At 44.2% G+C, this 23,787-nt stretch carries 21 protein-coding genes; 9 read left to right on the plus strand and 12 right to left on the minus strand.

Annotated features, from left to right (window positions below; all coding sequences use genetic code 11):
- Positions 1–7: 7 nt before the first annotated feature.
- From F9817_RS11785 to pabB, 6 genes are all read right to left on the minus strand, one after another.
- The gene (locus F9817_RS11785; RefSeq protein WP_161155751.1) at positions 8–1,966 is read right to left on the minus strand and encodes a MacB family efflux pump subunit; all 1,959 of its coding nucleotides are present in this window, start codon (positions 1,964–1,966) and stop codon (positions 8–10) included.
- The gene (gene macA / locus F9817_RS11790) at positions 1,966–3,150 is read right to left on the minus strand and encodes a macrolide transporter subunit MacA (protein WP_161155753.1); all 1,185 of its coding nucleotides are present in this window, start codon (positions 3,148–3,150) and stop codon (positions 1,966–1,968) included. Before macA ends, F9817_RS11785 begins: the two co-directional genes overlap by 1 nt.
- A 193-nt stretch (positions 3,151–3,343) precedes the next feature.
- Positions 3,344–4,705, minus strand: a complete 1,362-nt coding sequence (locus F9817_RS11795) for an L-serine ammonia-lyase (protein WP_161155755.1) — start codon at positions 4,703–4,705, stop codon at positions 3,344–3,346.
- 163 nt (positions 4,706–4,868) lie between these two features.
- Positions 4,869–6,122, minus strand: coding sequence for an aromatic amino acid transport family protein (locus F9817_RS11800; protein WP_161155757.1), 1,254 nt, complete (start codon positions 6,120–6,122; stop codon positions 4,869–4,871).
- A gap of 215 nt (positions 6,123–6,337) precedes the next feature.
- A complete protein-coding gene (locus F9817_RS11805) occupies positions 6,338–6,937 on the minus strand; it encodes a CoA pyrophosphatase (RefSeq protein WP_196123804.1) in 600 nt (199 codons plus the stop codon).
- 33 nt (positions 6,938–6,970) lie between these two features.
- Positions 6,971–8,356 carry an aminodeoxychorismate synthase component I gene (gene pabB, locus F9817_RS11810; RefSeq protein WP_161155759.1) on the minus strand — a complete coding sequence of 462 codons (1,386 nt, stop codon included), beginning with the start codon at positions 8,354–8,356 and terminating at the stop codon, positions 6,971–6,973.
- A gap of 447 nt (positions 8,357–8,803) precedes the next feature.
- Here pabB and F9817_RS11815 point away from each other — a divergent pair, with 447 nt between their 5' ends.
- From F9817_RS11815 to F9817_RS11845, 7 genes are all read left to right on the plus strand, one after another.
- On the plus strand, positions 8,804–10,330 hold the full coding sequence (locus F9817_RS11815; RefSeq protein ID WP_161155761.1) for a fumarate hydratase: 1,527 nt from the start codon (positions 8,804–8,806) through the stop codon (positions 10,328–10,330).
- 157 nt (positions 10,331–10,487) lie between these two features.
- Positions 10,488–10,673 (plus strand): hypothetical protein, encoded by a 186-nt coding sequence (locus F9817_RS11820; RefSeq protein ID WP_161155763.1) that lies wholly within the window; start codon positions 10,488–10,490, stop codon positions 10,671–10,673.
- 120 nt (positions 10,674–10,793) lie between these two features.
- On the plus strand, positions 10,794–12,170 hold the full coding sequence (locus tag F9817_RS11825) for a YcjX family GTP-binding protein (protein WP_161155765.1): 1,377 nt from the start codon (positions 10,794–10,796) through the stop codon (positions 12,168–12,170).
- Positions 12,167–13,189, plus strand: a complete 1,023-nt coding sequence (locus tag F9817_RS11830) for a YcjF family protein (protein ID WP_161155767.1) — start codon at positions 12,167–12,169, stop codon at positions 13,187–13,189. Before F9817_RS11825 ends, F9817_RS11830 begins: the two co-directional genes overlap by 4 nt.
- 105 nt (positions 13,190–13,294) lie before the next feature.
- The gene (gene tyrR / locus F9817_RS11835) at positions 13,295–14,839 is read left to right on the plus strand and encodes a transcriptional regulator TyrR (RefSeq protein WP_161155770.1); all 1,545 of its coding nucleotides are present in this window, start codon (positions 13,295–13,297) and stop codon (positions 14,837–14,839) included.
- Entirely contained in the window at positions 14,839–15,414 is a 576-nt protein-coding gene (rimJ, locus tag F9817_RS11840; RefSeq protein WP_161155772.1) for a ribosomal protein S5-alanine N-acetyltransferase, read from the plus strand. The genes tyrR and rimJ overlap by 1 nt, the downstream gene beginning before the upstream one ends.
- Positions 15,415–15,498: 84 nt before the next feature.
- Positions 15,499–15,972 (plus strand): DUF2947 domain-containing protein, encoded by a 474-nt coding sequence (locus F9817_RS11845; RefSeq protein ID WP_161155774.1) that lies wholly within the window; start codon positions 15,499–15,501, stop codon positions 15,970–15,972.
- Between the two features lie 116 nt (positions 15,973–16,088).
- On the opposite strand, the gene F9817_RS11850 is transcribed toward F9817_RS11845, so the two are convergent.
- The 6 genes from F9817_RS11850 to F9817_RS11875 all read right to left on the minus strand — a co-directional run bounded on the left by F9817_RS11850 (position 16,089) and on the right by F9817_RS11875 (position 21,420).
- A complete protein-coding gene (locus F9817_RS11850) occupies positions 16,089–17,339 on the minus strand; it encodes a dicarboxylate/amino acid:cation symporter (protein WP_161155776.1) in 1,251 nt (416 codons plus the stop codon).
- A 439-nt stretch (positions 17,340–17,778) separates the two neighbouring features.
- Entirely contained in the window at positions 17,779–18,720 is a 942-nt protein-coding gene (locus tag F9817_RS11855) for a LysR family transcriptional regulator (RefSeq protein ID WP_161155778.1), read from the minus strand.
- A 181-nt stretch (positions 18,721–18,901) separates the two neighbouring features.
- Positions 18,902–19,198 (minus strand): putative quinol monooxygenase, encoded by a 297-nt coding sequence (locus tag F9817_RS11860; RefSeq protein WP_161155780.1) that lies wholly within the window; start codon positions 19,196–19,198, stop codon positions 18,902–18,904.
- A gap of 8 nt (positions 19,199–19,206) precedes the next feature.
- On the minus strand, positions 19,207–19,860 hold the full coding sequence (gene nfsB / locus F9817_RS11865; protein ID WP_161155782.1) for an oxygen-insensitive NAD(P)H nitroreductase: 654 nt from the start codon (positions 19,858–19,860) through the stop codon (positions 19,207–19,209).
- 268 nt (positions 19,861–20,128) lie between these two features.
- Complete coding sequence (nqrM, locus tag F9817_RS11870) at positions 20,129–20,326, minus strand: (Na+)-NQR maturation NqrM (RefSeq protein WP_161155784.1); 198 nt, start codon at positions 20,324–20,326, stop codon at positions 20,129–20,131.
- A 116-nt stretch (positions 20,327–20,442) separates the two neighbouring features.
- Positions 20,443–21,420 (minus strand): tripartite tricarboxylate transporter substrate binding protein, encoded by a 978-nt coding sequence (locus tag F9817_RS11875; protein ID WP_161155785.1) that lies wholly within the window; start codon positions 21,418–21,420, stop codon positions 20,443–20,445.
- Positions 21,421–21,797: 377 nt separating this feature from the next.
- Here F9817_RS11875 and F9817_RS11880 point away from each other — a divergent pair, with 377 nt between their 5' ends.
- On the plus strand, positions 21,798–22,274 hold the full coding sequence (locus F9817_RS11880) for a GNAT family N-acetyltransferase (RefSeq protein ID WP_161155786.1): 477 nt from the start codon (positions 21,798–21,800) through the stop codon (positions 22,272–22,274).
- Between the two features lie 61 nt (positions 22,275–22,335).
- Entirely contained in the window at positions 22,336–23,772 is a 1,437-nt protein-coding gene (locus F9817_RS11885) for a bifunctional NUDIX hydrolase/phosphatase PAP2 family protein (protein ID WP_161155787.1), read from the plus strand.
- The last annotated feature ends 15 nt before the right edge of the window (positions 23,773–23,787 follow it).

Genomic DNA, 23,787 nt, shown 5'->3' on the forward strand with positions numbered 1-23,787 from the left:
CATCATTTTACTCCCGAGCCAATGCATCGATAGGGTTAAGTTGCGCTGCGTTACGTGCTGGTAAATAACCGAACAGCACACCAATTAAGGTTGAGCAGACAAATGCCGATACGATTGACGTAGTCGAGTAAACCATTGAAAAGCTACTCCCGCTGGCAGAGATAATTACACCTACTAAATAAGCGAGCGCGATACCTAACGCACCGCCACAGAGACACACCAGAACGGCTTCAATTAAAAATTGACGCAGAATATCTGCTTGGCGCGCGCCCACCGCCATGCGTACCCCAATTTCTCGAGTTCTTTCTGTGACAGAAACCAACATGATATTCATAACACCAATCCCACCGACAACCAATGAAATCACCGCAATGGCTGAGATCAGTAGCGTCATTGTTTGCGTGGTCTTAGTAATGTTTTGTTGAATGGTATCGGTGTTAATAGTAAAGAAATCTTGCGTACCATGACGCATTTTAAGCAGCGAGATAATGGCTTGTTCACCCGCAGCGCTTGGTGTGTTTTCGTCAATACGCACTGAAATACGATTTAAGTAGTGTTGGCCTAACATACGCGAACTCACCGTCGTATAGGGCAACCAAATATTCAGTGAATCGCTATTACCAAAAGCACTCTCTTTCGGTTTCGTCACACCAATAATGCGCACGGGCAAATTACCGGCAAAAATAACCTGACCGATCGGATTACTATGTGGGAACAACTCTTTCAATGTGTTGTTGTCAATGACTGCTTCTTGAGCCAGTGCGGTGACACTATCATCGTCCCAGTATTGACCGTAGGCGAGCTCATAACCTCGCACACGAAAGTATTCTGGCCCCACGCCTTGTACCGTGGCAGTAATGGCTTTGTTCGAGTGGCGAATGGTCACTGAGGTGCTCATGTATGGCGTGACACTGTCGACAAACTTGAGGTTTTTCAGTGCAGCCGCATCTTTATCGGTTAAAGTTCGCACTCGCCCAGAACGCCTGTCACCAAAGCCTGTACCGGGGTTCACATCAATAGTGTTGGTCCCCATGGACTTGATATTCGCCAAAATGGCTTGTTGTGAACCGTTACCTAATGCCACCACTGAGACCACAGAGGCAATACCGATAATAATGCCTAACATGGTAAGGAAGGTACGCAAACGGTGATTAGACATGGCAAGGAGCGCCATTTTCAGTGCTTCCCAGAAACCATCAAAGAGACGTTTGCTTGAGTTCAGCGTGTTTGTCTGTGTATGACCCGGCCCAGTATCCGCGTCTAAATCGACCTCGGTTTTTTGAGTGACGGTGTCACTTAATATTTCGCCATCTTTGATTTCAATAATACGATCGGCGTACTGCGCTACCTTCTTATCATGGGTAACGATGATAATGGTGTGGCCAATTTGATGGAGCTCTTGCAGCAGTTCCATCATCTCTTCACCGCTCTTGCTGTCTAATGCCCCTGTAGGTTCATCGGCAAGAATAACATCACCACCATTAATTAACGCACGGGCGACAGAAACACGTTGCTGCTGACCACCACTCAACTGGTTTGGCTTATGATCCATGCGATCATCAAGGCCAAGGCGTGTGAGAAGAGAGGAGGCGCGTTCAGCGCGAGATTTCTTGTCATAGCCAGCGTAGATCGCAGGGACTTCAACGTTACCAATCGCAGTTAAGTCACCTAGCAGGTGATAGCGTTGGAAAATAAAACCGAAATATTCGCGGCGCAGACGAGCAAGTTGATCGGAATCCATCTTCGACGTGTCTTGACCATTGATGAAATATTCACCTTTTGAAGGTTGATCAAGACAGCCTAAAATGTTCATCAAGGTTGATTTGCCAGAACCTGATGTACCGACAATCGCAACCATTTCGCCACGCTCGATACTCAAACTAACGTCTTTTAAGACGGTGAGTTCTTCTTCACCAGCGGCAAACGATCGATATACGTGATTAATTTCAAGTAAAGCTTCAGACATTAAAACATCCTTGGGCCGCGCATTTTCGAAGTAAAGGTATCACCGGATGGGGTGCCCAAAATGACTTTGTCGCCTTCTTTAAGACCGGAAGTGATTTCAGCGTTAACTTTATTGTTAATGCCAACGGTTACGTTGCGATATACCGCTTTGCCATTTTCTAAAACAGGAACTTGATATTGGTTTTTACCATCTTTACCTGCTTTTTTCACGAGTGCTTGCGCTGGAATTAATAGGGCATTGTCGGCATGTTTGAGAATAATCGAGACTTGGGCTGTCATGCCGATGCGCAGTACGCGGTCTGGGTTATCAACATCAAATAAACCGTAGTAATAGATAGCTTCGTCGTCGTCGACAGAGAGATCGCTATCATCACCATCCATTAGCGTTGGGCCAGGTTCAATGGCTTTCAGCGTTGCATGGTAGCGTTTATTCGGTTTACCTAAGATGGTGAAATACACGTCCATTCCTGGTTTAACATTGACGACATCAGCTTCAGAAATCTGAGCTTTGACGGTCATCTTGTTAAGTTGAGCCAGTTCAATAATGGTTGGGGTTTCTTGGTTGGAGTTAACGGTTTGACCTTCTGAAACGGCTGTATATACCACTGTGCCATCCATCGGTGCGGTAATGGTCGTATAACCTAAATCCACTTTGGCGGAATCTACACTGACTTTTGCTTGCGAAATTTCTGCATCGAGCTCATCAGCTTCGGCTTTGTATACTGACAAATCAGCTTCTGCGGATTCGTAATCAGAACGTGAACTCGCATTATCATTGAGCATTGCTTTTTGACGATTATACTCTGCTTGAGCTTGACGAATCTGGGCTTGTTTGGCTCTTAGCTGTGCCTTTAAGCTAGCGAGAGAAGCTTCTGCCTCTTTCAAACTGTTTTGTTGTGTCAGGCTATCAATTTGTGCAACGAGCGACCCTTTTTTTATTTCATCGCCAAGGCTAACGGGAAGGTTTTGAATCTGGCCAGAAACCTGAGCCCCCACTTCAACCAATTTGGATGCTTGAAGCATGCCGGTCGCAATAACGCTATCTTCGATATCGCCACGCTGGACTGCTTCTGTCGCAAATTGTGGCGCTTCAGGTTTTGGGTAAAAGTAATAGGCTGCGCCACCGGCAACGGCCAGTAGGGCAACTATCGAGACAAGAGTCTTGGGTTTTAAAATTTTAGGCATAAGGGAATGTCAACTAATTCAAGTGAATGCATTTACAACACATTAGTTATAAAACGAATGACTAGATAAACAAACCTTTTTAGAGGTAAATCTAGGTAAATCGCACATACACTAAGAAAAAAAAGCCTGAAAGGAAATATTTCAGGCTTTTTAACTCAATTTTAACCCTAACTAGGCTAGGAATGACGTGGGTTTAACAAATGACTTTGACAGCTAGGCCACCCTGAGAAGTTTCGCGATATTTGGCGTTCATGTCTTTACCCGTTTCAAACATGGTTTCGATGACTTTATCGAGCGAAACACGCGGTGCCGAAGACCGGCGAAGGGCCATACGAGTCGAGTTAATGGATTTTACGGCGGCAATGCCGTTACGCTCAATACAAGGTACTTGAACTTGGCCAGCAACCGGGTCACAGGTGAGCCCTAGGTTATGCTCCATTGCAATTTCAGCCGCCATACAGACTTGCTCTGGGCTACCGCCAAGCAGTTCTGCGAGGCCTGCTGCCGCCATAGAACAGGCAACGCCCACTTCACCCTGACAACCTACTTCCGCACCGGAGATAGAGGCATTCTGTTTATACAAACCGCCAATAGCGCCTGACGCAGCGAAATAACGGATGTAGTCTTTTTCACTCACCGTTTGGATGAATTTATCGTAATAAGCGAGTACAGCAGGGATAATGCCGCAAGCACCGTTAGTGGGGGCCGTAACGACTCGGCCACCCGCTGCGTTTTCTTCATTCACCGCAAAGGCGTACATGTTCACCCAGTCAACCACCGCCATCGGATCGTTAGTCAGCTTTTCTGACGTTAACAGCTGTTGATGTAAGGCAGCAGCACGGCGCGGCACACGCAATGGACCTGGAAGAATGCCTTCGGTGGTCATCCCACGTTCAATACATGCTTTCATCGTGTCCCAGATGGCGGCAAAATAGTCTTTAACTTCGTGGTCTTGATAGATGGCTTTTTCATTATTCATCACCAAAGTGCTGATCGATAAACCATGTTCATGACATTGGTTCACGAGCTCTTCGGCGCTGCTAAACGGGTAAGGAAGTGCGACATCGGTTTCAAGCGATTGACCAAAGTGCTCTTCATCCACGATAAAACCACCACCGATACTGTAATAGGTTTTTGAATACAGTAACTGTTCTTCTTTCAATGCGTGAATTTGCATGCCGTTTTCGTGCAGAGACAAATTGGAGGTGTGGAAGTTCATGCCACTTTCACGTGGAAAACGTACAACATGATTGTAACAGTCAATCGGCAAACGCTCGGTTTGTTCAACTTGGCTGATGAAAGATGGAATTGCATCAATATCAACAGTTTCGGGAGCTTGACCAGCAAGCCCCATGATAATAGCGATATCGGTGTGGTGACCTTTCCCTGTCAATGATAGTGATCCGTAGACATCGACCGTGATGGCGTCCACTTGGTCGATTTTTCCTTCTGCGTGTAGATCATCGATAAATTGCTTCCCGGCTTTCATCGGCCCTACAGTGTGTGAGCTTGATGGGCCGACACCAATTTTAAAGATGTCAAAAACACTAATCATGTTGATTACCTCAAAAATAAGCCTCCCTTATCATCAGGTAAGGGAGGCTAATACCATTATTTCGCTACGTATTGCCTAGCGAAATATGACTGTTTTAATAGAACCCTCAATGTTTGTCGGGAAACGTTGTTATCCCTAATAAAACATGGATTTTTCACTGTGACTAAACTGTCGCGTAGATTACCGAAGTAATGGCTGCAACGCCACAAATTACTGTAAAAATTTGCACTAGTGCAGAAGTGCGTAATGGCTTCATCGCTGCCACTTTACGCATAGCAAAAACAGGCAGTAAAAATAAGATGGCGGCAATCATCGGTGCGCCCATACTTTCGATCATGCCAAGGATACTTGGGTTGATGATCGCCACAATCCAAGTGGTGACGACGATGAAGATTAATGAGCCTTTTTCAATGCGTTTTACTGGCATGCTTGAACGAGATTTTACCAGGCCGACCAAACCTTCATGAGCGCCCATAAAATGGCCAAAATAGCTTGAAGTGATGGCGGCAAATGCCACGATAGGACCCAGATACGAAATCATCGGTGACTGATGGATGTTAGCAAGATAAGAGAGCACGCTGATGTTTTGTTCTTTCGCTAGGGCTAATTGAGCGGGAGAGAGAGAAAGCACCACAGAAAAAACAAAAAACATCACAAATGCCATTAACATTAGCGCTGCTGTTCCTGTGATCTTATCGGTTTTGGTAGCTGCATTATCACCATATCTACGGCGCTGTTCTTTAGTAAATTGACTAATGATAGGGCTGTGGTTAAACGAGAAGACAAAAAGAGGAATCGCCAACCAGATCACACTTGGCATCGCACCCCAATTAGGCGCCACTTCCATCATTGATGTATTCCACTCTGGAATGAGAAAGACGGACAGGGCAAATAAGATAAAGACTAATGGATACACCATTGCTGATGTCACTTTTAACATCAGTGATTTACCGAGTACTACCGCTAATGTCATCAACATAATGAGACAGCCAGAAAGAAGCCAGCGAGGGATCGATGCCATACCCACTTGATGCACTAAAAAGGAATCGACGGTATTGGTGATACCTACGCCATAAATCAATACGATAGGGTAGATGGCAAAAAAGTACGCAAAAGTGATGATGTTGGCGCCGATTTTACCAAAATGTTCTTCGACAGTATCGGTAATATCTGCATTTGGGTTCTTGGCCGATAATACAAAGCGCGACAGGCTTTTATGAGCAAACCATGTCATCGGCGCACACAGTAGCGCCAGAATAACCAGTGGCCAGAAACCGCCTGCACCGGCCTTAATTGGCAAGAATAAAACACCCGCACCAACGGCGGTACCAAATAGAGAGAGCGACCAAACGAAATCTTGATAATTCCATTTATTAGTATGTTCTGTGGTGGAGATTGTATTTGAATTGATATTCATGCGGTATTTAGTTCTTAAATTGATTAAATATTTTGCTATTTATGATTTTCCTAAAATTATTCACTGCTGGGAACTCTTGAGGCGGGTTTTTCTCTGTTTTCAGGTAAAAGAAATACAAAACTTTTGGTTAGATCACGAAATCGATGTAATTACGCAAACGTTTGCTTTGGTGTTTATCTTGTTTGTTAATGGCATTTTAGATAATTGTTCAGAATTTACTGGTTCAGTAGAATTAACTGCTGTTGCATTGCTTGAATGATTTGAGCCGTCATACCCCAAATGAAATGTTGCTGGTAGGTAAGGGCAAAGATACGGTGTTGTGAGGCGCGAAATTCAAATTGGCAACTGTGAAGCTGTTTGGGATCTAACACAACATGCGCTGGCACTTCAAATACTTCCGCTACTTCGTTGGGATCCGTTTGAATCGGGTAGTGAGGGTCAACAAAAGCTACAATAGGGGTGACTGTGAATTGACTCACCGTCATGAGAGGGGGAAGCTGGCCGATAATTTCTACATCGTTAGTACGAATACCGACTTCTTCATGTGCTTCGCGTAATGCGGTGTTTTGTAAACAACCATCATCTTCTTCAAATTTTCCCCCAGGAAAACTAATTTGCCCCGGATGATGTTTTAAATGCTCAGCGCGTCGGGTAAAGATAACGTGTAACCCAGTGGTGCGTTTAACAAAACCAATCAGCACCGATGCTTGCTGCAGCGGCTTTCCGGTTAAATGCGCCACTCTTGCTTGCGTTTGTGGATGATAATCGACGGTTGGGCTTAGCATAAAGTGTGCGAGTAAAGCTTCACGACTGATGGGTAACACGTCATCGCTCCATTGGTATGAGGGTTACTGCACGGTAAATGGTGCGCCTAATATTGGCAAAATACGCGATAATTTGTCTAAAGTCTCTTGATATTCATCGAGATCTTGACTGTCGGCAACTAAACCTCCGCCAGCCCAAACATACAACGTTTGTTGGCAAGCGATAAGAGTACGAATGGTAATACTGGTATCCATGACACCGTGACGGCTGATATATCCAATTGAACCGCAATACACACTACGGCGTTGGGGTTCTAGCTCTTCAATGATTTCCATCGCACGAATTTTCGGCGCCCCCGTAATTGAACCACCGGGAAAAGAAGCACGGAGTAAATCGTACATGCTGTAACTTTCATCGAGTTGCGCTTCAATGGTGGATACCAAATGGTGAACTGCAGGGAAGGATTCAATGTCAAACAGTTTAGGCACGCTAACCGTTCCTGGTTTAGCAACGCGACCTACATCATTACGCAGTAAATCCACGATCATCAGGTTTTCAGCTTGGTCTTTTTCTGCAGCGGCAAGTTCAGCAGCCAGCTGCGCATCGTGTTCAGCGGTTTTGCCGCGGGGCCGAGTGCCTTTGATAGGTTTGGTTTCAATTTTACCTTGGTTCACTTGTAAAAAGCGCTCCGGAGAGACGCTTAATATTGCTCCTTGTTCCAAACGAATAAAGGCAGAGAAGGGCGCACTGTTGCTTTTTTCAAGTAAGCAGTAGGCTTGCCATTCACTTCCTTGGTATGGGCTAGAAAAACGTTGGGTTAGGTTAATCTGATAGCAGTCACCTGAGCGAAGGTACTCTTGCACTTGAGCAAATTTGGCGCAGTATTCTGCTTGAGTCATATTGGATTGCCACTGATCAATACTGAAATCATCAGAAACTTTAGTACTTTCGGCCTCGCTTTGTAGCCATTGCCACTGTTGTTCAACATGATTACCCACTAGCATCGCCTTTTGACGCGCATGGTCGATAACGAGCGCCCAATCATAGAGGCCGATCGCCATATCGGGCATGTCCACGTCACGTTGGGCTATAACCGGGAGCTGCTCAACTCGGCGGCCTAAATCATACGCAAAATAGCCCAAGGCCCCACCAATGAAGGGCACATCCAAGTCACAATGGCAATCTGGGATATAGCGTTGCTGATAGCGTTGTATCAGTGCAAAAGGATCATCGGGTGAAATCACTAATTCATCCGCGGTGTGAATCGTCGTTTGTTCACCAATTGTGGTTAATGTGACCAAAGGATTAGCCACTAGCACGTCAAATCGGCTATCTTGATGATGCTCAGCAGCGGATTTAAGTAGCATCGCCCATGGGTGATGCTCGATATGACTGAAGAGCTGTGAAGCAAGATCTGGTTGATAACTCAGCATTTTGCTTTCTATTTGATATTTATCTGGATGAATCATGCGCTTTATTTGATATATAACAAGGAAAACAGTGGATTACATGGCGTATTCGATAATCCAAGGGTATCATAATTCGCATATTATAAACGTCTAGTGAGCAAGTTTGTGAATAAAAGCGAACGATAAAGACATTTTGTTGTAACGCTTTAAGCAACTATTCTTAACAGACACGCTACGAAGGTTCTAATTGAAGTGAGTGGTAACGGTAATTTTTGGCTTTGATCTTGATCGCTATAATCGTTAACTCATTCATTTATCGGCGGCTTCTACGAACTAATGTTGATATAAGTCATATCATTAGCGGGTATTTTTCGGTGAATATTAGGACATTCTATAGTGATAGTCGGTTTGAAGATAAGGACAATAGCCGCAGTTCTAGCGACAGCACCTTATCACTGGCCGTTTATGGAAGCATACGATAATCATACGATAATAATGAGGCATGCAATGACGGTAATACGCAAGCAGGATGTCATCAGCAGTGTTGCTGACGCCCTCCAATACATCTCTTACTACCATCCTTTGGACTTTGTGCAAGCGCTTGAAAAAGCGTATGAACGCGAAGAAAACCCAGCAGCTAAGGATGCGATCGCGCAAATATTGATCAACTCTCGCATGTCGGCAGAAGGACACCGTCCACTATGTCAAGATACGGGGATTGTCACCTGTTTTGTTGATATCGGTATGGACGTGCAATGGGACGCCACTGATATGACAGTGCAAGAAATGGTGGACGAAGGTGTTCGTCAAGCATACTGCAACCCAGATAACCCATTGCGTAAATCTGTACTGGCTGATCCGGCTGGTAAACGTGTTAATACCAAAGACAATGCACCTGCTGTGGTTCACATCAACATGGTTGCAGGTGATAAAGTCGATATTCGTATCGCAGCAAAAGGCGGTGGTAGTGAAAATAAATCGAAAATGGTGATGCTAAACCCATCTGACGATATCGCTGAATGGGTTGAAAAAACCTTACCGCTTATGGGTGCTGGTTGGTGCCCACCAGGTATGCTTGGTATTGGTATTGGTGGTACAGCAGAAAAAGCTGCGGTATTGGCAAAAGAATCTTTGATGGAACACATCGATATCCAAGAGCTGATCGAACGTGGTCCACAAAATGCGGAAGAAGAACTTCGCCTCGATATTTTCAAACGTGTCAATAAATTGGGTATCGGTGCGCAAGGTCTTGGCGGTTTAACCACGGTTGTTGATGTTAAAATCAAAACTGCGCCAACTCATGCAGCATCTAAACCGGTATGTATGATTCCAAACTGTGCAGCAACTCGTCACGTGCATTTCACTCTAGATGGAACTGGCCCTGCTGAGCTAACACCTCCTAAATTGGAAGACTGGCCAAAAATCACGCGTGAAGCGAACGAAAATACTCGCCGCGTGAATTTGGATACAGTGACGAAAGAAGACGTGCAAACGTGGCGCACTGGTGAAACATTACTGTTATCCGGTAAAATTTTAACGGGTCGTGATGCGGCGCACAAACGTATCCAAGGTATGTTAGCCAATGGTGAAGGCTTACCGGATGGTGTTGATCTGAAAGGTAAATTCATCTACTACGTTGGCCCTGTTGATGCAGTGCGTGATGAAGTTGTTGGTCCTGCAGGCCCAACTACCTCAACCCGTATGGACAAATTCACCGACATGATGCTCGATGAAGTGGGCGTGATGGGGATGATCGGTAAATCTGAACGTGGCGATGCAACGGTTGAGTCAATCAAAAACCATAAAGCAGTTTACTTAATGGCCGTTGGTGGCGCTGCGTATTTGGTAGCCAAAGCGATTAAGAAAGCACGTGTTGTGGCGTTTGAAGACCTCGGTATGGAAGCGATTTATGAATTTGAAGTCGAAGACATGCCTGTGACCGTTGCGGTTGATTCAACTGGCGCTAATGCTCACAAAATTGGTCCAGATACTTGGAAAGTGAAGATCCAAGAAGCGGAAAAACAGAACGCATAAGCAAAAAAGTTCTGGCAAATAAATGACATAAGCGCAGCGAAAGCTGCGCTTTTTGTTTGTATACTCTAAGAAAAATGATCGGTATCTAATGACGCATTGAAATTTACCTGCTGCGCACCCATTATTCATTAGACCAATCAATCAATGGGAGGGCTCTATGCCACGTTTTGTACGCTTTTTACAATTACTGTTTTTGATTGTGGTGGGGTGCTTTCTTGCATACGACTTTATTTTTAATGGCGTGAACCTGTTTCACAATAAATATGTACTGCTCTCTTGTGGCTTGTTGGTGTTACTCGAACTCGCTTTATGGGTCATCTATAAATTGATTGAAGACGATTAGCTCATCTCGTTCTCGACATACAAAAAAGCGCGTTGTTCGCGTGCCTTCTCAAGGAGGAATTCATCCTCCGTTAATCTCGTCAAGTGTATGCTTTCCTTTGTGTTTGGTTAGGAGTGTTGAATGAAATCCATCAGTAAAGAAGTTACTGAATTTATGCATCGAAGCACCGACTCTCACGTGCGCCTAGCAGTGACTGGGTTATCTCGCGCAGGGAAAACGGCTTTTATCACGTCGTTAGTTAATCAGCTCCTCAATAGCGCTACTCATGACAATTTACCGTTGCTGGCTGCAGCGCGAGATAAACGTGTGATCGGTGCTCGCCGGGTACCGCAAACCAATTTAATGGTGCCTCGTTTTACTTATGATGAGGCATGTGGTCAGTTGTATGCCAATCCTCCAATATGGCCAGAACCGACCCGAGACGTCAGTGAAATTCGTCTGGCTATTCGTTATCGCCCAAAAAAACGGACCAAACGTTTGATGGGTTCGACTGCTACCTTGTACCTAGATATTATCGATTACCCCGGTGAGTGGTTATTGGATCTACCGTTATTGGATATGGATTTTGCCACTTGGAGCGAACAGCAGTATCACGCTTTGCATGGTAAAAGAAAGGAATTGGCCCAGCCTTGGTTAGATTCTGTGGCTCAGTTGGATTTAGATGAGCAGGCTAACGAACAAGTATTAGCCCAATTGGCAGAACAATACACCGAGTATTTACACCAATGCAAAGCGGCTGGGTTACATTGGGTACAACCGGGGCGATTTGTGCTGCCGGGCGAACTGAGCGGAGCGCCGGTTTTACAGTTTTTCCCAGTCGACAATATCTCTAGTGCACAGGTGACAAAGGGCAGTTATTTGGAGCTACTGCAAGCGCGCTACAAAGAGTATCAAGAGAAAGTGGTGAAACGATTTTATCGTAAATATTTTTCCACTTTCGATCGCCAAATTGTGCTGGTGGACTGTTTGACGCCTTTGAATACGGGATTTGATGCGTTTATGGATATGCGCAGTGCACTCGAACAGCTGATGCACAGTTTCCGGTATGGCCGTTCTGGGTTACTTAGCCGTCTATTTTCTCCCAAAATCGATAAGGTATTGTTCGCTGCGACGAAAGCCGACCACATAACGCCAGATCAACACGTTAATTTGGTGAGTTTACTGCAGCAGATGGTGCATCCGGCTTGGCAGCATGCGGCGTATGAAAATATCGATATGAGCTGTATTAGTATGGCATCGGTACGTTCGACCATTTCTGGTTATATCCAGCAAGGAGAAAGACAGCAATCCGCAGTGCAAGGGACGACACAAGCCGGAGATAACTTAACGCTTTATCCGGGAGATGTGCCGGCTAAATTGCCTAACCCAGATTATTGGGATAAGCATCAGTTTGAATTTACGCAATTTAAACCGTTACCCACAGAAAGTGACGCAGCGTTGGCACACATACGTTTAGATAAAGCTTTAGAGATTCTGTTAGGAGATAAATTGCGATGAGTGACTATAAAGGTAAAGCGATATTTGACCAGCCACTACACCAAGAACAAGAAGCGGAACTTAACGCTAAACAGCAATTTACCCAACCAGAGAAATTCATTCCGGTTGAAATGCCCGTCGATTCTGAAACCGATGCGGAACAAGAACTGGAACAAGTCATTCGCCCAAAATCGGGGCGGATTTGGAAATGGACCGCGGTATTGGGCACCTTTACAGGGCTTGTCGCTTGGCAAGCTATCGACAATGTCGTTCAGGCATTTCAGCAGTCTGATTGGCTGAGTCTTGGTTGGACGGGATTTGTTTCATTACTTGCCAGTTTTGGTATTGGTGCGCTGGGGCGTGAGCTTTGGAAACTTAAGCGATTAAAAAATCACTTTTCGGTTCAAGAGCAGGCCGAATCACTGATCGCGCGCAATTCTGTGGGGGAGGGCGAAGCCTTTTGTCAGCATCTTGCTCAGCAGTCAGAGTTACCGGCAAATACACCTAGCTTGCAACGGTGGCAGCAGGCGCTAAATGGTAGCCATAGCGATGCAGAAGTGTTGGAGCTCTATGATGCCATGGTGGTGGCGGAGCAAGACAAGAAGGCAACCGCGATTGTGACGCGTTACTCGACCGAAGCCGCCGCTTTGGTGGCGGTCAGCCCTCTCGCGATGGCTGATATGTTGCTAGTGGGGTGGCGCAGTTTAAAAATGGTCGATCAACTGGCGCAACTCTACGGCGTCGAGCTTGGTTATTGGTCTCGATTGAAGCTGTTTAAAGCCGTATTGGTCAATATGGCTGCTGCTGGTGCTAGCGAGTTGGTTGTGGATGCGAGTATTGATTTGATGTCGATGGATCTGGCCGCTAAGGTCTCAACACGAGCTGGGCAGGGCATTGGTGTCGGCATTCTGACCGCTCGCTTAGGTATTAAAGCGATGACATTACTGCGCCCCTTACCATGGGCCGAGCAACGCCGGGTTAAACTGAGCGAAGTACGTAAACATATATTGACTAAAATTGCAGCAATATCTGTCAAGTAGTGAGCAGTTTTTACAATAGAAAGAAGAGATTACTTGACGCACTGGTAGGCTTGATAGAAACTACTGTCAACTTTTCGTGACACTTGTAATTAGGATAACAGCGAAGTGCGTCTAGAAGTCTTTTGTGAAGACAGACTCGGTTTGACCCGAGAACTGCTCGATATTCTGGCCTCCAGAAATATTGATTTGCGTGGTATTGAAATTGATATCAGCGGAATTATCTACTTAAACTGCCCTGATATTGATTTCGAAACGTTCAGTGAATTGATGGCTGAAATTCGCCGCATTACTGGCGTCAAAGATGTGCGTAAAATTCAATTTATGCCTATGGAACGTCACAACACCGAATTGATTTCTCTCCTCAATAATCTTCCTGATTCGGTCTTGGCCATCAACCTGAAAGGGTCGGTGGATATGGCCAACCAAAGTGCGCTGTCACTGCTGAATAAAACGGCCGAAGATGTGATTGGGCAGCAAATATCCTCACTCGTTCCTTCGTTTAATTTCACGCGCTGGCTTGAAGGCAGCAAATCACGTTTGCGCGATCAAGTGGTGTTAGACGGATTAGATTATGCACTCGAAGTGATGCCCGTTTATATTACGGGTGAATCGAAAGAATCCACGCTTGCTAGTGCGATGATGATGATCCGTAGCGTAAAAGAAGCGCAATATTTATTAGAAGAAGTGCCATTACACTCTAATCTTGGGTTTGAGCATTTTGTTGGGGTTTCTAATCGCCATAAGGCGCTCATCAATCAAGCGAAAAAGCTCTCCTCACTCGATCAACCGCTTTTAATTGAAGGCGAAACAGGTACGGGTAAAGAGATGTTGGCTCGCGCCTGTCATAATCGCTCTGAACGAGGCGATCATCCATTTCTAGTACTCAATTGCGCTGCGATTCCTGATGATGTCGCGGAAACAGAATTGTTTGGTCATGCGCCTGGCTCTTTCAACCATGAATTAGGGCATAAAGGCATTTTTGAGCAAGCCGATGGTGGCACCGTATTCCTTGATGAAATCGGTGAAATGACCCCTCATTTACAAATAAAGCTACTGCGATTTTTACAAGATGGCACGTTCCGCCGCGTGGGCGAAGAGCATGAAATGCATGTGGATGTGCGTGTCATTGCCTCGACGCGTCACCAATTAGCTGAACTCGCGGAAAATGGTGGTTTCCGAGAAGATCTTTATTATCGTTTAAACGTCTTGACGCTACGCATTCCACCTTTACGTGAACGCCCAAGTGACATTCAACCGTTGCTGGAGCTATTTATGGCCAAGCACAGTAACAAGTTAGGCATGTTAAAACCACCGATGGATGATGAGTTACTTGACCAACTGACGCAATATCAGTGGCCCGGTAACATGCGCCAACTGGATAACATGGTGTTGCGTGCGCTGACCGAAGTGCAAGATGAGCCGCTAAGTGTCGATCATTTTCATTTACCACAAACCGAACATATGTCGGGTGGTAATGCCACACTTAATCTAGATGGAGCGCTTGACGACATCATGAAAGAGTATGAATCACAAGTCTTGGACCGACTTTATCAATCGTTTCCATCGAGTCGGAAATTAGCTAAACGATTGAATGTATCGCATACATCGATCGCGAATAAATTACGTGAATATGGAATTAGGAAACGTTAATGAGCAAGCATAGTACACCCAGTCAGGTGTATGAAGTGGATGACAATATTGTTCTGCGCACAGCTGAAGTCGGTGATGCGCAGTTAATTAGCCAATATTTTACGGTTAATCGCGATTTTCTAAAACCTTGGGAACCTGAACGTGACGAGGCGTTCTACTCTTATGTCGGGTGGCACCAACGATTGGTTAAGCTCAATGAATTGCATCGATTAGGCATCGGTTTCTATTTGTTGATCACCGATAAAAATACGCAAGCCATGTATGGCACCATTTCGTTTAGCAATCTGGTTCGCTTTCCTATGCATTCTTGTACGGTGGGTTATTCGTTGGCAGAAAGTGCCCAAGGAAAAGGCATTATGTCGCGCGCGCTAAAAATGGCATGTCACTATATGTTTGATATGCAAAATATGCATCGTATTAGCGCTTGCTACATGCCGCATAATCAGCGCAGCGCTGCTGTGTTAAACAAAGCCGGCTTTGTCGAAGAAGGCTTTGCTAAAGACTACTTGTTGATTAATGGGCAATGGCAAGATCATAAAATGATGTCGTTAACCAATTTGCATTGGCAAGGTTAGTTACCGTATAAATAGACTTAACAAGTCAAGTAAAATGATAGATCTCGTCGCCCCATGAGGCGACTCACTGTTTAAGGACACTTCATGTCGTATTTGCCTTTGGATCAATACCAAAGAAAGTGGATTTTTACTCATCAATCAATGCCATTACCTGAAGAAGATTTGGCACAGATTAAGCCAATGACGGCGCAACGAGCCGCACAATTTTGGAAAGACAATATTAGTGCGCAAAGCCCGGATTCAGAACGTTTGAGCTCACAAGATTGGCCAATGCACAATAAAGCTTGGGGTGATGAAGTTGATTGGATGGCTGAATGGGAAAGTGATGACCCAGAAATGCCGGTTGCGATTACACAACATATCGATTGGCAAGATGATGTAACCATTTATTTTTGCTATGAAAAATACAATATATTAGAAACTAAGTGGTCGGTCTTTAAGCGCCATTGGAAAAATTTCCTATTTTACGATGATGGCCCCATCCTTATCGGTCGTCGCCGTAAAGAAGCACTTTGGTTTCATTCGAATGGCTTAGTGAAGTTAGGTCAGCACCAATAAGACTCGGTGATTGTCGATAATATCGATTTATCAGTGATAAAAAAAACCGCGCTACAGTGTAGCGCGGTTTTTATTTATAGTCGGAAATATGCAGCTATCGACTATTATGATGTTGATTAATCAGCATCATAGACAGCTTGATCCAATTCTTTTTCACTTTTAGCGATAACAACCGCTACCATCATGTCACCACAGATATTGATAGTGGTGCGCGCCATATCCAAGATACGGTCGATACCTGCCACAATTGCAAGCCCTTCGATAGGCAAACCAACCGTGCTAAGTACCAGCGATAACATGATAAGTCCTGCGCCAGGTACGCCTGCAGTACCAATTGAAGCTAAGGTCGCAGTGAGGATGATTGTCATATAATCGGCCATCGATAGATCGATGCCAAATGCTTGGGCAATAAATAACGCACAAACACCTTGGTAAAGTGCTGTGCCGTCCATGTTAATCGTTGCGCCAAGTGGCAGCACGAAACCAGATACACCCTCTGAAACGCCCATTTCTTCGCGAGATGCTTTAATAGTTGCTGGTAATGTCCCTGAGCTACTAGACGTCGTAAATGCGACTGCCGCTGGGTTGGTGATCGCTTTAAGGTAACGGCGTGGATTCAAACGACCTAAAAAGGTTAACACACCAGAATAGAACACAACTACGTGAATAAGCGCACCTAAATAAACCGCGCCGACCACTTTAATCAGTGGAAGTAGTACATCTAGACCATAAGTGCCAGCAACCCATGCCATCAAACCAAATATGCCGTAAGGTGCAAATGCCATGACAATTTCAGTCAGTTTGTACATCGCTTCAGCAAGGCTTTGGAACACTTTAACGGCTGGAGCCGCTTTTTCTTCGCCAATCAATACTAAAGAAACGCCAAGGCCTATTGCAAACACGATAATTTGTAAAATATTACCTGCTGCCAAGGCTTTGATAGGGTTTTGTGGGATCATCGCTAGCAGAGTTTGCACCAAAGCGGGTGCATCTTTCGCCACACTCGATTGAGATGCTGTCATATTTAATCCTGCGCCTGGCTGGATGACTGCAGAGAGCCCTAAACCAATCGCAATAGCGACAGCGGTAGTCAATAAATAAAGTACGATCGCTTTACCGCCGATACGCCCCATTTTGCGGGTATCTTTCATCGAGGTAATACCAACCACGAGAGAGCAAAATACCAATGGCACGATTAGCATTTTAATCGCGTTAATAAATAGCGTGCCAATCGGCTTAAGTAGGGCTGCGTCCTTTCCTAACAGGGCACCGACTGCGACTCCGAGCACCATGCCGATCAGGATTTTTTTCCATAGCGCGAGGCCAGTCCAGAGTCCAAGTTTGTTAGAAGGAGAGTTGTGGTCCATTTTTTCTAGTCCGTTTAGTCAAAGTCAAAAGTGTGTCAAAAGTCCGATTACACAATAAAAAAAACAGTACGTAAAGTAATGAAATTGGCAGTTATTCTAATGTTTAATTAAATAAAAGTGAGTTGTGCTAATTTAGTGACGTGTGTATCAATGGCTTTTTGTAATGCATAATTATATAAATGTTTACGTTTCAAAAGCTTATTCGGGGTTTATGTGCTTTAGGGTATTTATGATCATACAATGGCAGTTCAATATGCTGCAAAGTTGGGCATTATAAAACACTATTTAAAGGCGATCATCTTCACTGGTTGGAGCAGTGAATACTTAATACATGGAATTTAACAGCGATTTATGTAGAAGGGAGGTGTGATCACCATCAACAAAGAACGCGTTTATTGCATTCTTTAATGATCACAATCGGTCGGTTCGGTAGGTTAAATTATTTCGGTGAGTAGTAATTTTCAGTCAAGTATTGTTCAGCTTCTGTGAGCACCTTTTCACATTTTAAGCGTAAAAATTCATGCAGTGTTTTAGTGGTTGGATTTAGTAAGCGTCGGTCGGCACACACAACATAAAGCGGGCAAGGCTCGGTTTTCCAATCAAGGAGTAGTGGATGCAGGCGCTGGGTAAATAAATCTCTACTCATATCGACTAATGATTTATAAATAACCCCCTTTCCTTTTAATGCCCATTGGTGAACCGCTTCACCATCATTGGCGTTAAAATGGCCACTGACGGTAATCGTTTCAGAATCTCCATCACGCATGAATGACCAATGGTTATCCGTTGAGCTCGCTAATTGAAAACATAAACAATTGTGTTCGATAAGATCTTTAGGGTGACTAATAGGTGGGCGCTTATCAAGGTAGCTAGGTGTTGCACAAGCGATACGTCGATTCCTAGTGCATAGTGGTAGAGCAACCAAGCGGGAGTCGGGTGGTACGCCGTAGCGGATCGCCATGTCGATAGGTTTGTTGTATAGATTGCTCACTCCATCAGACAGCTCAAGGGTGATTTGTATGTGAGGATAAATATCAGTGAATTCTTCTAGCCAACCAAGCAATAAATGGCGGCCAAAATCTGAAGGCGCGGATAGCATAATGTGCCCGCCAATTTCCCCTTGAGTTTGCGAAATATGGTCGATACCTTCTTGAATGGTATTCAATGCCTGTGAGGCCTTTTCTAGTAGGGTTTCACCTTCGTGAGTCAGGCGTAAGTTGCGCGTTGAACGAATAAATAGGGCAACATCAAGTTGGGTTTCTAGGCGTTTTATTGCGGCACTGACTGCCGCTGGGGTAACATCAGCTGCGTGGGCTGCTTTTGAAAAACTGCCGTGTTTTGCTGTTTCAACGAAGATATATAGGTCGTTAAGCGCTTTCATGAAGTTATTGTAGGTCTAATTGTTGAGCATTAGCTAACAATCACAACATATTGGCGGGCATTTGAAAAGAGCGGATAACGATAAACGTTATCCGCTTTGACTAGGAAACACGCACTATACTCGTTCTAATAGCGGTGTTTTTTGGTTTAGCCATAAATCTTGGTTAACCGTAACGATACGGTTAACCCAAAAAGTTAAGCGTGCGCGGCGTAATGTATTCGATCCATTGATTTTCTTGCACAGAATTCAAAAAGGATTGGAAATGATCGGATTCCATGTGCATATCAAGAGAGCGTTGTGAAATCCATACTTCTTGTAAAATGAACACATCGTCAACGCCTTTATCACGATATAACTCAAACTGACAACAGCCAAGTTCTTCTCGAGAGGGTTCAAGTAGGTTACACAATGCGCTTTCTAACTCGTTTTCGTAACCGCGGTTAGCCTTTATCTCGGCGAATACGTGTACTGTTGACATGCTATCTCTTAAATCTCCGTAATCACTTCTTCTTGAGACCAGCGCGCTTTCGGTAATTTTGCATTAAAGTCTGCATCGCTATGGTAACCAAGAGGGACAATAACTAAGCTGGTATAACCTTGTTCACGTAGGCCGAGTTCGTTATCAAGAACTTTAGAATCAAAGCCTTCGATTGGCACTGCATCAATACCCATGGTGGAAACACCAAGAAGTAGCGTACCTAATGCAAGATATACCTGTTTTTCCATCCAATGCTTTTCATCTTTAAGATCGAAACGGTGCATGTTAGTGAAGAATAGACGCCCGTTGTGTCCACTTGCTTTCGCTTCATCGGTAGCAAAGCGGCCAGCACGATCTTCAAGGTCTAATACTTGCAGTAAGTAATCTTCATCAATATTAGTTTTTGCGCAAAACACCAATACGTGGGAAGCATTGCGAATTTTAGGTTCGTTAAACACATAGTTTTCAGCGGTTGATTTAGCGATAGAATCTTTACCCGCTTCAGTGCTTGCAAGGACGAAGTGCCATGGTTGAGAGTTGACACTTGAAGGACTTAAACGAATCAATTCTTTGATTGCTTGAACATGCTCGTCGCTAAGGCGTTTTGAAGCATCAAATGCTTTAGTTGAATAGCGCGATTTAGCGTGTGCGGTAATGTCCATGAAGATATCCTTAGTAGGTGAATGCTAGGTGCACACCTTACCGCACGGATTACGCTTAAAAAAGCGAAGGAAATTAATTCACTTTCAAATAATATTTGAAAGTGAATCGTTGTAAGTCAGGTAAAGCCTGTTACATCAGGCTTTATTGCTGGTTGAGCTAGTGACATATCCAAGTAACCACAGGAGACTGTTTTGGCGACTATGTCAGCACTCTTAGGCAAGGCTCTGATTGGAAGAGAGCGGCATGCTATATGAAAAATAGATAAGACTACTTGTCTTCAGGTTCTTGAATTTGGTGGAGTTTTGCATGATCTTTGCAGGGCGTTTCGCAGTTGCAAACTTTATCAACACCAACGCTGGAAAGCCCACCACAACTACCTTGAATGGGTTTTCTATGGGCGATAACACCTAGAGACATGAGAACAATGATCGCAAGAAATAGCGCAAAAGCGAGTAGGTAAGTCATAAACAAGCTCCTTTCTTATACGAATGGGCTCGGTACACAACATGGGCAATGTTGCAATATCAAGAATGAATGACGCTGAGTATATCATGTTCTACTAATGCTCGCATCTGCTTGGACTAACGCAAGAAGTCGAGCTCACGTAGTAAATCACGCATTTGTTGTTCTTGCTTTAGCAAAAATAACTTGAAATCTTCTTGCGCCAAAAATGCATCATTCCAACCGTTATTGTCTCGGACCTTTTTCCATTCTGGGGTCTTATACATTGATTTTAAAGTCTGTACCCATTGCTCTACCTGGGCGGGGGATGTATTGGGGGCAGCAAAAAAACCACGCCAATTGGCAAACACAAATGGGTTGTTGTATTCAACCAGAGTCGGTACGTCAGGAGCGCTGGCAATAGGTGTAGGAGCTGTAATCGCTAAGATCCTGATTTTGCCTTCTTTATAAAGATGAATGACTTCACCAAAGCCCGTTGATAGCAGTTGTGTTTCACCGCTCATCACAGATTCTAAAGCTTTACCGCCAGCATCATAGGCAATATAGCGTACTTGTCTCGGGTTGAACCCATGTCCTTGAAAAGCAGCTGCTGCGATAAGGTGATCTAAACTTCCTCGAGCGGAGCCTCCTGCAACCTTGATACTTCGTGGATTATTCTTGAAGGCTTGTATCACTTCATCCCACGTCTTTAGCTCTGAATTCACGGGGACAACAAACGCACCATAATCAGAAATAATGGAGGCGACCGGCGTTAGGTCATGGAAAGATTGAGGAAAGACACCATACAACGAACGCAATACAATCGGGGTTGAATTGATCATCAGAGTATCGGTTTGTCGCGGTGCAGTCTCAATTAAATCGGCGATGGCTTTTCCGCCGCCGCCGCCGGAAATATTTTGATAGGTGACTGATTTTACCAGCCCAGTGCTTTGCAAAACGGTCCCAGTATCATGGGCAGTCATATCCCAACCACCGCCTTGACCTCCAGGAATTAATAAGTGGAGTTTTTCGAGTGGAGCTGACATGGTCAGGCTTGAAAAAAATAGCATCGCCGACGTACCAATCAAGGCTACAACACAGCGGATAGGTTTCAACATCAGTTTCATCCCGTTATATCATGGATAGTGAACCACTGACTGACGAATCGTCGGTAGTCACCGTTTCACTTTTCTCCAGTTTAGGCGAAATCGCTAGGTTGCCAATATCCCTAAGAGGTATTTTGTTAGAAGTTGTAACTAAATGATTTTGTTTATCTCAACAAGACAAATCTTACGTTTCGTTTGGCTCTAATTCGTGGAGATATGCAACAAGACTAAAACAGGGAACCGGTTTTTTATGAACACTGTTCAATAATATGGGAAATTTATTTTGAAACTTGGTGTTTAAAGCATATAAAAGCTGAATTAACAGATGTTTTTTTGCTAAGTAATCTTATAAAATTACTGCTTATATTTTTTTACTCTATGTCGCAAGTATGGCAGAAATTACATTGATAAGTGCTCAAGCACAGCACTTAGAGCTACTTAATGATCTGATGTATCAGCTCCATGATGAACACCATCAAGCTTGTCCAGAACATTTTAAAACAGCCACCGAGATTGAGCAGGAAAAAAGCATCGCTCGTTATCTCGATAATCCAGAATGTTTGGTATTTATTGCTATGTTGGATGAATGTCCTGCTGGGTTTATTACAGGTCATTTTTGCGAATTGGTATCCAGTGTTAGCAAACCTGTGTTGATGGGCAGTATCGACGAACTGTATGTTTTGCCAGAATATCGACAGCGGCATGTTGCAACACATTTGTTTGGTAGACTTGAGTGGACATTTAAGCAGTACGCTGTGAAACAAATTTTTGTTGAAGTGTGGGACTTCAACAAAAATGCGCAGCGTTTTTATCAAGATGCTGGTTTTGTGCAGCATCTTCATTGGTTGAGAAAGGCGGTCGATTAACGACCGAAATAGGAATTAATACGTGTATCAGCGGTTGTGTCTATTAATTATAAGTGCGTTATTGATCTCAATAACTCACATAGCTCGCGCAGACGAGTCAGCAACTGCAGCAGAAGGTCGCAAGGGAGCGCTTTGCCTGATTAGAGCAGGTGATCAACTGGTTGTAGTAAAAGAACTGATTACCCATACATTGTCCCTTCCAGGGGGAATGATTGAGCAAGGTGAAAGTGCTCGTCTTGCAGCGCAAAGAGAAACATGGGAAGAAACCGGACTGGTTGTTGATATTAAAGCTAAGTTAGGGGAGACCGAGACCGGTATTTTCTTTGATTGTGTTAGCCAGTCAAATTTATTGGTATATCAACAAGATAATAATGAAGGTGGTAATACGTTACCCGCATGGGTAGCGCCTGATTATGGTATTGAAACGTCAGGGGCAATGCTTATTGCGCCAAATCGTGTGGACGCGGCAGATTATCGTTTTCCTGAACAATGGCCAATGATTAAACATTTTTTCAATCGTGCAACGAGCCAACCAACACGTAGTGTGAGTAACATGGTTCAAGTGGCGCCATGGCTTAACCAATTAGAGCTTAAGTGGATTTATGATATCCAAAATAGTGTGAGTTCGATGCCAAGCAGTGTTGCTCAAGTGGTTGTGAGTCTTGTTCAATTTGGCAACGTATTTACGAGTCCTATCTTGGCCTTAGTATTATTCCCCATCTTGTTTTATTACCTACGACAAGAAATTGTGTTGAAACTGTTTTTTAGCATGGCGTGTACGAGTTTACTTTGTCTATTGCTTCAGCAGGGGCTGCATTGCCCAAGACCGTATGTCTTTTTACCCATTCTTGAATATCCACATATCGCTGGATACAGTTTGCCATCGGTCATTACCGCGATTTTAGTGAGTAGTGTGTTCATGTTATGGCAAGAAAAAGACAATATCGATTTACCGTATTGGTTGCCGGTATTAATCGGCGCGATTGTGTGGGAGATTGTGGCTCAATTCTTTACCGGAAACGCATTTTTAACCGATATGTTGCTGGGTAGTATCTTGGGTATGATTGTTTCTTGGAACATATATCAAGTAGAAAATCGCTCAGAATATGATTTTATGGGGCTGCTCAAATCGTACAAAGCGTGGTTAGGTCTATCTGTCATGACGCTTGTCTTTACTTTAATTTGGCCAACACCAGGGTTTAGAACTTGGCTCGCGATTTTACCTGCTGCATCAATTGCGATGTTTTTAGTCCGTCAAATTGAACAGCAAGTCTCATTGCTACGCAGCTTAGCCGCCGCTGCCACTATTGTGTTTTTGCACTGGCTGTTTAACCTTGCAGCAACATGGGTTTCTTATAGTACCCCAGGCTCTCTACTGGTGACTTACGTTCATTATGGCGTGATAGTACTGGTATTTGCGTTTATCTGCTTTGGTGGATTTGATTGGCAGAAAGTGCGCCAAATTCGGTTTTCAGTCCATAAAAACGTAGATGTTTAAAGAGAATATTTGCTT

It is taken from the genome of Vibrio eleionomae, assembly GCF_009874545.1.
GTDB lineage: Bacteria > Pseudomonadota > Gammaproteobacteria > Enterobacterales > Vibrionaceae > Vibrio > Vibrio nitrifigilis.